This window comes from Nocardioides marinus (assembly GCF_013408145.1).
In the GTDB taxonomy this organism is placed as follows: Bacteria; Actinomycetota; Actinomycetes; order Propionibacteriales; family Nocardioidaceae; genus Nocardioides; species Nocardioides marinus.
In genome coordinates, this window is the sequence record NZ_JACBZI010000001.1 from 4,099,743 (window position 1) to 4,110,100 (window position 10,358).

Genomic DNA, 10,358 nt, shown 5'->3' on the forward strand with positions numbered 1-10,358 from the left:
CGCTGGGTCAGGGCGCGCAGGCCGCGCCCTCCTGCTTGGCGGTGAGGGAGGAGCGACCCTCGCGCAGGTCGCCGAAGTCGTTGCCGACCACCACGACGACCCCCGGCAGGTCGACGAGGTCGACGGGGGCCTCGCGGACCGGGGCGGGCTTGGGCAGCACGCTGCGCACGAGCACCACGGCGGGGTCGCGCTTGTCGGCCGCCCACACCTGCACCTTCGCGACCTCGGTGTCGCGCGGGGCGTTGCCGCTGGTGCCCTCGCGGAAGCCGCGCTCGAGGAAGCCGTCCATCACCGCCCCGGCCAGCCCCTCGCGGGTGCCGGCGTTGAGGATCGTCACCTCGACCTGGGCGGCGTCGAGCTGCTCGCCCTCGACCACGGTCCAGGGCTCGCACGCCCCGGCCTCCTCGGGCTCGTCCGAGCCGGGGAGCGGGGCGGTGGCGTTGGACCAGCCCCAGGTGAGCATCACCAGGAGCAGGACCGCGAGGACGCCGAGCGTCAGGGCGGTGCGGAGGCCGGCGGACAGGTCGATCATGCGGAGCGCTTCCCGTGGGCGGCGTGGTCGAGGACCCGGGCGTGGAGGACGGGGCGCTGCTGGAGGGCCGCGCGGAGCGCGCGGTGCAGGCCGTCCTCGAGGTAGAGCTCGCCGTGCCAGTCCACGACGTGGGCGAAGAGGTCCCCGTAGAACGTGGAGTCCTCGTCGAGCAGGGTGCCGAGCCAGAGCGTGTCCTTGGTGGTCACCAGCTCGTCGAGGCGCACCTGGCGCGGGGGCAGGGCGGCCCAGTCGCCGGACGAGAGTCCGTGCTCGGGGTAGGGGCGCCCGTCGCCGACCCGCTTGAAGATCACGGCCGCGAGTCTAGTGCGCCCCGACGACGACAGCCGCCCACCGCAGAGGTGGGCGGCTGCCGACGGGGTGCTGCCGCTGGTCGAGGGGGGTCAGGCGCTCCAGCGCACCGAGTCGTCGACGAAGTCGGCCAGGGCGTGGACGCCACGCAGGTCGTTGCGGGCCTCCATGAGAGCGGTGAGGCGCTGGGAGTGGCGCAGCCGCAGGGCGGCACGCTGCTCGCCGAGCCGGTCGGCGGCGGTCGTGATGTCGGTCGTGGTGGCGGTGACGGGGGTGGTGTCGGCCATGGGGTGCTCCTCGGGTCCTGGAGGTGATCAGTGCTCTCAGGGTGCGCGCGCCAGATCGCGGGAGGGTTGACGGACGGTTACAGGCGTGTTTTCGCGGGTGTGACTTGGATCGCTCCAATCCCTGTGTGGGTGGGAGATCGGCCCCGACCGGACGGCGTCGTCACGGGTGGGGCTGGACAGGCGTCGTACGCTGCCGCCGTGAGCGAAACTGGAACAGGTTCTATCTCTGAGTGGCGCGACCACGAGGACGTCAAGCAGCTGAAGTACCGCTACCTGCGCACCCTCGACACCAAGCAGTGGGATGAGTTCGAGGCGTGCTTCCTGCCCGACGCGACCGCCGACTACAACGGCCTGGAGTTCGACGACCGGGCCGCGCTGGTGGACTACATGCGCACCAACCTCGGCGAGGGGCTGATCACCCTCCACCAGGTGCACCACCCCGAGATCGCCGTCGACGGCGACACCGCGACCGCGCGGTGGTACCTCCAGGACAAGGTGCTGGTCGCCGCATTCGGGTTCATGCTCGAGGGTGCGGCGTTCTACGAGGACCGCTACGTGCGTACGCCGGAGGGCTGGCGGGTCGCGCACACCGGCTACCGCCGCACCTACGAGGCGACCTACGACCTCGCGGACCTGCCGTCGCTGTCGGTGAAGGGCCCGGGCGAGCACACGCACGTGTGAGCACCCGACCCGCTCACGCGGTCGGCTCGCTCCACGCGACCTGCACCGTCTCGACGCCCCGGTCGCGCGTGACCAGCCGACCGCGGCCGGGCGGGAGCGGCGTGGGCCGCAGGGTGCCGAGCACCGGGCCCTCGTCGGGGCTGCCCGAGAGCAGCAGGCCGGGCATCGCGAGGTCGCGCAGCGTCTGGATCACCGGCTCGTAGAGCGCCCGTGAGGCGCCGCCGGAGCGACGGGCCACCACGACGTGCAGGCCGACGTCGCGGGCCTGGGCGAGCAGCGGCTGCAGCGGCGCCAGTGGCGAGCTCTGCGCGGTGGCCACCAGGTCGTAGTCGTCGACGACCAGGAAGACCTCGGCGCCCTGCCACCACGAGCGGCTGCGCAGCTGCTCGGGCGTCACGTCGGGGCCCGGGATGCGCTGCTCGAGGTAGGCGGCGAGGTCGCGCAGCGCCGGCGTGGCCTGCTGGGCGGAGGTGAGGTACTGCAGGAGGTGCTCCTCGGGGACCTCACCGAGCAGGGAGCGGCGGTAGTCCACGACCACGACCTGCGCCTGGGCCGCACCGCGGGTGCGGACCACCTCGCGCACGTAGGACCGCAGCAACGAGCTCTTCCCGGACTGGCCGTCGCCCAGCACCAGCAGGTGTGGCTCGGCGTCGACGTCGAGACCGAGCGGTGCCAGCTCCTTCTCGTCCACGCCCAGCAGCAGCGGGCCGCCGCCCGGCTGTGACCCGGTTGCGGCGTCGGGGGCCTCGGCCGCGCCGGCCATCCGGCGTACGTCGGCGAGGTCGATGCGCGCGGGGAGCAGCCGCAGCTTGGGGCCGGCCGGCCCCCGCCAGGCGGCCCGCACCCGGGTCACGAGGTCCTCGACGCCGTCGCCGAGGTCGTGCCCGGTGCCGGCCCCGTCGATGCGCGGGAGGGCGCCGAGGAAGTGCAGCTTGGACTGCACCAGCCCGCGGCCGGGGCGGCCGGTGGGGACCAGGGCGGCGAGCCGGCGGTCGATCTCGGAGTCCACGTGGTCGCCCAGGCGCAGCTCGAGGCGGGTGCCGAAGACGTCGCGCATCGCGGCCCGGAAGTCCGACCACCGGGCGGCGCCCGCCACGACGTGCAGCCCGAAGGTCAGGCCGCGCCCGGCCAGCTGCTGGATCTCCATCTCCAGGTCGTCGAAGTCGGCGCGCAGGGTGGACCAGCCGTCCACGACGAGGAAGACGTCGCCGAACCCGTCGTCGAAACCGTCGTCGGCCCGGCCCTCGCGACGGCGCGCGCGGTAGGTCTCGATCGAGTCGATGCCCCGGTCGCGGAAGAACGCCTCGCGGCGGTCGACCACGCCGGTGACCTCGGCCAGGATGCGACGCACGACGTCGGGCTCGGAGCGGGTGCCGACGCCCGCCACGTGGGGGTGGTGGGCGAGCGGTGCGAACGTGCCGCCGCCGAAGTCGAGCACGAAGAACTGCGACTCCTGCGGCGTGGTGACCAGGGACGCGCTGGCCACGATCGTGCGCAGCAGCGTGGACTTGCCGCTGCGCGGCCCGCCGACCACGGCCACGTGACCGGCGGCGCCGGAGAGGTCGACGGTCAGGGTGTCGCGGCGCTGCTCACGGGGACGGTCGACGATGCCGAGCGGGACGGTGAGGCCGCCCAGCGCCCGCCACGAGGGCGAGTGCAGGCCCAGTGCGGGGTCCTCGACCAGGTCGCCGAAGAGCCCGTCGAGGGTGTCGGGCTCCTCCAGCGGCGGGAGCCAGACCTGGTGGGCGGCCGGGCCCCGACCGGCTATCCGGCGTACGGCGAGGTCGAGCAGTGACTCGTCGCTGGTCGGCCGCGGCGCGACCGGCTCGGGTGCGGCGTCGGGCTGCTGCTCCAGGGGGCGCACCGAGGCGACCGTGAAGGGCAGGATGCCGCGCACGTGGCCGCCCTCGTCGCGCTGCACCCGGGCCCGGCCGCTGGGCGGGCCCGAGACGTAGGCGGCCTTGAAGCGCTGCATCGTGGTCGGGTCGGGCTTGAGGTAGCCCAGGCCGGGGACCGCGGGCAGCTCGTAGGCGTCGGGGACGCCGAGCACCGCGCGGGACTCCTGGGCGCTGAAGGTGCGCAGCCCCACGCGGTAGGACAGGTGCGACTCCAGGCCGCGCAGCCGGCCCTCCTCCAGGCGCTGGCTGGCCAGCAGCAGGTGGATGCCGAGGGAGCGGCCCAGGCGGCCGATGGCGACGAAGAGGTCGATGAACTCCGGCTTGGCGCTGAGCATCTCGGAGAACTCGTCGACCACGACGAACAGCGACGGCAGCGGCGCGAGGTCCTCGCCGGCCGCGCGGGCCTTCTCGTAGTCGCGGACCGAGGCGAAGTTGCCGGCCTCGCGCAGCAGCTCCTGGCGCCGCACCATCTCCCCGGACAGCGCGTCCTGCATCCGGTCGACGAGGGTCAGCTCTTGGGAGAGGTTGGTGATGACCGCCGAGACGTGCGGCATGCCGGACATGCCCGCGAAGGTCGCGCCGCCCTTGAAGTCGACCAGGACCATGTTGAGCTGCTCGGGCGAGTGCGTCATCGCCAGGCCGAGCACCAGCGTGCGCAGGAACTCCGACTTGCCCGATCCGGTCGCGCCGATGACCAGGCCGTGCGGCCCCATGCCCTGCTGGGCGGACTCCTTGAGGTCGAGGTGCGCGGGCAGACCGGCCTCGCCGACACCGATCGGAACCCGCAGGCGGTCCCGCGCCGGGCGGGGGCGCCACGCGGCGTCGGCGTCGAAGGCGTGGACGTCGCCGAGGCCGAGCAGCTCCATGAAGTCGGTGCTGCCGGAGAGGTCCGGCGCCGCGTCGTCGGGTACGCCGGAGCCGGCCGTGACGGTGTGCAGGGCGGTGAGCCGACGGGCGAAGGCCTCCGCGGTGGCCAGGTCGCACTGGTCGCCGCGGGCCCGCACCGGGGTCTCGCGCACCCGCACCGCCTCCAGGGCGACCAGCCCGGGGGCGGTCGGCTCGTCGAGGACCGCGAGCCGCAGCCGGGTCGGGTCCTCGAGGTCGTCCCAGCGGGCCGGCAGGTCGAGGACGGTGACGCCGTGCAGCCCGTCGGGCGGGACCACGTGGTTGCCCGGCGGGAGGTCCGCGCCGTCCAGCAGCAGCAGGACGTGGGGGACCGCCGGCCGCTCGTCGGCACCGAAGCGGGGCCGGTCGGCCAGGTCGGGCGGCAGCAGCTCGGCGAGCTCGTCGAGCGAGGTCGCGACCATCCGCCGGGGGCCGACGGCGTCGGTGACCCGGGCGGAGTGGGCGTGCGGGAGCCACTTGACCCAGTCCCAGTGCGCCAGCTGACGCTCGCCGGCCAGGACCGCGACGACCAGGTGCTCGGGGGAGTGGAAGGCGGTGGCCGAGCAGACCAGCGCCCGGGCGAGGGCGCGTGCGGTGGGCTCGGCGCCGCAGACCTCGATCCGGTCGAAGGCGCGCAGGTCGAGGGAGGCCGGGAGGTCGGGCTGGTTGCGGTGCACGACCAGCAGCCGGTGCAGTGCCGAGGCGGCGGCCGGGTCGACCTGGTCGATGGGGGCGCTGTCGGGCGGGACCAGCCGCAGCGCGAGCTCCTGGCTGCACACGCCGTAGCGCACGTGCAGGAAGGTCGGGTCGGTCGCGCCGCGCTCCCAGACCCGGCTGCGCTCCTCGGCGAGCGCGGGCAGCGAGGCCGGCTCCGGGTGCTGCCAGGTCAGCGCCCGCCGCTGCTGGGTGGCGGCGTCGCGGGCGACGGCCCGCACCGAGGAGAGGTAGCGCAGGTACTCCGTGCGCGAGCCGGTGACCGACTGCGCGCGCTGCTTCCGCTGCCGGTCGATCTGGACGACGATGAAGCCGAGGGTGGCGAAGAGGAACATCCCGGCCGCGATGTAGGAGCGCCCGCCCCCGCCACCGGCACCCATGGAGGCCACCAGCACGATCGAGCCGAGGCTGCCGAGCATCGGGATCGCGTTCATCATCACGCCGGCGGCGCCCTCGGAGCGGTCCAGCTCGGGCGGCGGCTGCAGCCGGATCTCCCCCGAGGGCATCTCGGGCGCCTCGAGGCGCTGTCCGCGCAGGGTCGTCGTCACGGCGAGCGACTACCCTTCACCCGGCGCGGCGAAACCGATCGGGAGGTGCAGTGGCGGCAGGTGCGGGCGACGTCCTCGCCCTCAGCGTGCACGGCCCCCGGGGCGTCGTGGACCTCGTGGTCCCGGCCGCCGCGACGGTGGCCGACGTGGCGGCGGAGTACGCCGCACAGCTCGGGCTCCCCGGGCCCCCCGACCTCGTGGCCGGCTCGGCCGGCTCCGCGGGGGCCGGCGTGCTGGACCCCGCCCGGTCGTTGCGCGAGGTGGGTGTCGGTGCCGGCGCCCTGCTGGTCGCGCTCGAGCCGGCCGCGGTCGGCGTGCTCGCCACCTCGGGCGACCCCCGCCCGGTCGCGCCCGGGTCGGGCCATGAGCAGGTCCCCGGGCCCGGTGCTCCCGTGCTGCTGGGCCTCGCCGCTGCGGCCGGGGTGCTCGCGGGCTGGGCGGGTGCGACGGCCGACGGCGGTCCACGCACGGCGACCGTCGTGCTCCTCGTGCTCGCCGCCCTGGTGGCGGCGCTGCCGGTCGGGGCTCCGGGCGTGCCGGCCGGCCACCGGGCGGTGCTCGCCCCGGTCTACGCCGGCGCAGCGGCGTACGCCGTGGTGTGGGAGCCGGTCCCCGACCGGTGGCCGGTGCTGCTCGGCGTGGTGGCGCTGGTCTCCGCCGTGGCCGCCGGGGTGGCCCGGGTGCTGACGCCCGGCCGGTCGGAGGCCCTGCGGGTGTGGACGATGGTCGGGGTCGCGCTGTTCGTGCTCACCACCCTCGGTGCGCTGGTCGGCGCCCCGGCCCAGGTCGTCTGGTCGGTGCTGCTGGCGCTCGCGCTGCTGGCGCCGCGCTTCGTGCCGGGGCTGGCGGTCGACGTGCCCGACCAGCTGCTGGTCGACCTCGAGCGGCTCTCGGTCAACGCGTGGTCGGCACGCGAGCGGCCCGTGGGTCGCCGCGGCCGCACCGTCGTCCCGCCCGACCTGGTCACCGACGTCGCGGCCCGCGGGGCCGTCGTGATCACATCGGCCTGCGTGGCGGTGCTCGCCGTGGTCGCCGTGGCCGCGCCCGCGCTGCTCGCCTCGGTGCCGCACACCCCGGACGTGGTGGGGGCGCGGGCCCTGGCCCTGCTCGCCGGGGCGGCGCTGCTGCTCGCGGCCCGCAGCTACCGCCATCGCGCTGCGCGCGCCCTGCTCCGGCTCGCCGGGCTCGGTGCGTGGCTCGCCCTGCTGGTCGACCTCGCGGCCGCGCTGCGTGAGGGGGCCGGTCTGCTCGTCGGGGGTGCCGCGGTCGCGCTCGCCCTGGCCCTGGTGGCGGCCGCCGTCGCCACCGGACGCGGCTGGCGCTCGGCGTGGTGGTCGCGTCGCGCCGAGGTGCTCGAGGGGTTCGTCGGGGCGCTGGCGCTGGCCTCCCTGGTGCCCGCGACCGGCCTGTTCCGCCTGCTCTGGGAGAGCGTCCCCGACGTCTGAGCCGGGCCCCGGCCGGCCCCACCCCGTCATCCACAGCCGGCTCCCGCGCTGGTTTAGCGGGTAAAGACCCGGGTAGACGCCCTGACGTCGCGCAGCACGCCGGGCCCGCAGGGCGAGCCGGTCACCGCGGGACGGACGACACCCACATCTCGGGCGACGGGGTCGCCTCCGAGGAAGGAGCAGTTCCCATGGCAGCAGCCGACTACGGGCAGGGCGAGAAGACCCTGACGCGCGCCGCCGGGCTCGTCGCCGACGCCAAGGCGGAGTTCGACGGCATCTCCAAGCAGCTCATGACCAATGTCGAGACCCTCCGCAGCCAGTGGGGCGGTCAGGGCTCGACCGCGTTCCAGACGCTGGCGATGGCGTGGAACGACAAGCAGCAGAAGATCGTGAGCGCGCTCAACGAGTTCGAGCAGAACCTCATCACCACCGAGAAGGACAACGTGTCGACCGACGACGCGCAGCAGTCCTCCATGACCGCCCTCCAGAACTCGCTGGGCGCCCTGCCCAACGGCCGCGTCTGACCGGGCCCCGGACCAGCAGGAGCAGGAGACAGACATGTACGACGGCATCAGCGTCAACCACGGCGGCCTCGACCTGGGGGCCAGCGACCTGGCCAACGGGGTCAAGGCCATCGAGGACCGGATGAACCGACTCGAGGACGACCTCAAGGAGCTCAAGGGCTCCGGTTGGTCCGGCTCGGCCCAGCAGGCCTACACCCAGGCCAAGGCCCAGTGGGACCAGGCGATCAACGAGATGAAGGACCTGCTGGCCAAGACCAGCGTCGCGGTCTCGACCGCCAACCAGGACTACCGATCCGCCGACCAGCGCGGTGCGGCCCTGTTCGGCGGCTGAGTCCCCGCCACGTGAGTCGGCCCGTCCTCCCGGTCCAGACCGGGGGGACGGGCCGCTCTGACGTGGGTAGGAGCCCCACGTCGTGACCCCACCCCTCGGCCCTCGGCACCCGTCTCGGGAGGACCTTCCATGAGCACCGCGCCCCCCAGCGCCGGCCCCGCGCCCCTGTCCGGGCTGGTGCGCGTCACCGTGGCCTCCGGGAGCCGCCGGGTCGACCTGGTGCTGCCCGGGGCGGTCCCCGTCGCCGAGCTGGTCCCCGAGCTGGCCCGCAGCGTGGGGCTGCTGGACCCGCTCACGGTCCACGGCGGCTACTGCGTGACCGGCCCCGACGGGCGCCGGCTGTCCGGGGACGCCGGTCTGGTGCTGCAGGGCGTCGAGGACGGAGCCCTGCTCACCGTGAGCGCCGGCGTCGACGCCGACCCGCCCCGGGTCTACGACGACGTGGTCGAGGCCATGACCGACGTCGTGGAGCGCGACCTGCGGCCCTGGTCACCCGCCTCGGGGCGTCGTACCGCCCTGGGGGCGGCGGGCCTGCTGCTCGTCCTCGGCGCCGGCAGCCTGCTGCTGCAGACCGACTCCACGCTCGCCGGCAGCGCCGCCGCCATCGTCGCGGCCGCGCTGCTCGCCGGCGCCGTGGTGCTCTCCCGCGTCCAGGGCGAGCCGGAGGCCGCGGTCGCGGTCTCCTGGACCGCCTCGTTGTACGCCGTGGTGGCCGGCCTGCTCCTGGCCGGCGGGGGCGGCTTCGGCCCCTCGGCCGTCGGCGCCGGGCTCGGCGCCGTGGTCGTGGGCGCCCTGTCCCTGCTGGCCGTCGGCGAGGGCCGTGCCCTGACGCTGCCGCCGGCGGCGGTCGGCGCGGTCTTCCTGGTCACCGGGCTGGTGCTGGCCGACACCGACCTCGACCCGGCGGTCGTCCTGGTGGCGCTGCTGGTGCTCCTGGTGCTGCTCGGCAGCGTGTTCCCCTGGTGGGCGCTCGGGCTGACCGGGCGCGGGGTCGAGCAGGCCTACTCCGTCGACGACCTCACCGCCGACCCCGAGGACATCGACGCCGCCGCGGTCGGCGCCGACGCGAGGCTGGCGCACGAGGTGCTGCTGGCGATCGGGGCGACGGTCGGGCTGCTGCTGGTGGCGGTGGCACCGCTGGCGGTGGGCCGAGGCCTCTCCGGCACGGTGCTGGCCCTGGTCTGCGCGGGCGTGCTGATGCTGCGCACCCGGCAGTACCGCACCGGCACCGAGGTGCTCGTCGGCCTGCTCAGCGGGGTGCTCGGCCTGGTCTCGACGGCCGCGGCGGTGCTGTGGCTGCAGCCCGACTGGCGCCCGACGACCGCCGTGGTGCTGGCCGCCACCGGCGGGGTGCTGCTCGCGCTGACCCTCGTGCCGTCGCAGCCCTCGGTGCGCCGCGGTCGGCTCGGCGACGTAGCCGAGACCGTCGCACTGCTCGCGCTGCTGCCGCTGACCGTCGTCGCGTGCGGGCTGTTCGCCGCGATCGTGGGCTGAGCCGTGGCCACCAAGCGCGACCTCGTCGAGGCGCACGCCTTCAGCAGGCGCCGGCTCGTCACCGCCTTCGTCTCCGGAGCCCCGGGCGGACGCGAGGTCGAGCCCGCACGACCGGGACGCACCATCGTCGGCGGTGTGGCGCTGTCGGTCCTGATGGTCGCGGCCGCCGCGATCACCGGTGTCTTCTCCGACCGCCCCGACAGCGACTGGGACGCCCCCGGGCTGGTGATCAGCAAGGAGCTCGGTGCCGCCTACGTCATCCTCGACGAGGACCTGCCCGACGGGGAGCTGCCCGCGCTGCGGCCGGTCCTCAACATCACCTCGGCGCAGCTGATCCTCGGTGCCGAGGGGCTCGAGCCGCGCATCGTCTCCCAGGAGGTGCTGGAGACCCGACAGATCGGCGCCGACATCGGCATCCTCGACGCGCCCGCCTCGCTGCCCGACCCCGGCGCGCTGGTCGACACCGGGTGGACCGCCTGCACCGGCGAGGGCCTGGGGCTCGCGGTGGCGGTCGACGACGAGCCCGCCGTCACGCCGGCGTCGGCCAGCGACGCGGTGCTCGTCGAGGTCAAGACCGGCTCGTCCCGCGGCTCCTCCTCGGGGCTGTGGCTGGTGGCGACGGCCCCGGAGACCGGCGCCGAACCCGCCCAGGCCTACCGCTACCTGCTGCCCGCCGGCGCCTCCGAGCGCACCGACGCCTTCCTGCGCGA

Annotated in this window: 10 protein-coding genes; 6 read left to right on the plus strand and 4 right to left on the minus strand. The window is 75.1% G+C overall.

Annotation, left to right across the window (positions count from 1 at the left end):
- Positions 1-7: 7 nt before the first annotated feature.
- The 3 genes from BKA05_RS19265 to BKA05_RS19275 all read right to left on the minus strand — a co-directional run bounded on the left by BKA05_RS19265 (position 8) and on the right by BKA05_RS19275 (position 1,128).
- Complete coding sequence (locus BKA05_RS19265) at positions 8-532, minus strand: LytR C-terminal domain-containing protein (RefSeq protein WP_179532869.1); 525 nt, start codon at positions 530-532, stop codon at positions 8-10.
- Positions 529-843, minus strand: a complete 315-nt coding sequence (locus tag BKA05_RS19270) for a type II toxin-antitoxin system VapB family antitoxin (RefSeq protein ID WP_179532870.1) — start codon at positions 841-843, stop codon at positions 529-531. Before BKA05_RS19270 ends, BKA05_RS19265 begins: the two co-directional genes overlap by 4 nt.
- A gap of 90 nt (positions 844-933) precedes the next feature.
- Positions 934-1,128: a hypothetical protein gene (locus BKA05_RS19275; RefSeq protein WP_179532871.1), complete on the minus strand. Its 195-nt coding sequence runs from the start codon at positions 1,126-1,128 to the stop codon at positions 934-936.
- A 198-nt stretch (positions 1,129-1,326) separates the two neighbouring features.
- Between BKA05_RS19275 and BKA05_RS19280 the strand changes: the two genes are divergently transcribed.
- A complete protein-coding gene (locus BKA05_RS19280) occupies positions 1,327-1,809 on the plus strand; it encodes a nuclear transport factor 2 family protein (RefSeq protein WP_343045771.1) in 483 nt (160 codons plus the stop codon).
- A 13-nt stretch (positions 1,810-1,822) separates the two neighbouring features.
- On the opposite strand, the gene eccCa is transcribed toward BKA05_RS19280, so the two are convergent.
- Complete coding sequence (gene eccCa, locus BKA05_RS19285) at positions 1,823-5,854, minus strand: type VII secretion protein EccCa (RefSeq protein ID WP_343045772.1); 4,032 nt, start codon at positions 5,852-5,854, stop codon at positions 1,823-1,825.
- Positions 5,855-5,904: 50 nt separating this feature from the next.
- On the opposite strand from eccCa, the gene BKA05_RS19290 reads away from it, so the two are divergent.
- The 5 genes from BKA05_RS19290 to BKA05_RS19310 form a co-directional block, all read left to right on the plus strand.
- Positions 5,905-7,299 (plus strand): hypothetical protein, encoded by a 1,395-nt coding sequence (locus BKA05_RS19290; protein WP_179532872.1) that lies wholly within the window; start codon positions 5,905-5,907, stop codon positions 7,297-7,299.
- Between the two features lie 188 nt (positions 7,300-7,487).
- Positions 7,488-7,823 carry a WXG100 family type VII secretion target gene (locus BKA05_RS19295; RefSeq protein WP_179532873.1) on the plus strand — a complete coding sequence of 112 codons (336 nt, stop codon included), beginning with the start codon at positions 7,488-7,490 and terminating at the stop codon, positions 7,821-7,823.
- A gap of 34 nt (positions 7,824-7,857) precedes the next feature.
- Positions 7,858-8,154, plus strand: coding sequence for a WXG100 family type VII secretion target (locus BKA05_RS19300; protein ID WP_179532874.1), 297 nt, complete (start codon positions 7,858-7,860; stop codon positions 8,152-8,154).
- A 129-nt stretch (positions 8,155-8,283) separates the two neighbouring features.
- On the plus strand, positions 8,284-9,648 hold the full coding sequence (gene eccD, locus BKA05_RS19305; protein WP_179532875.1) for a type VII secretion integral membrane protein EccD: 1,365 nt from the start codon (positions 8,284-8,286) through the stop codon (positions 9,646-9,648).
- A 3-nt stretch (positions 9,649-9,651) separates the two neighbouring features.
- A partial coding sequence (locus BKA05_RS19310; protein WP_179532876.1) for a type VII secretion protein EccB occupies positions 9,652-10,358 on the plus strand: 707 nt, incomplete at its 3' end.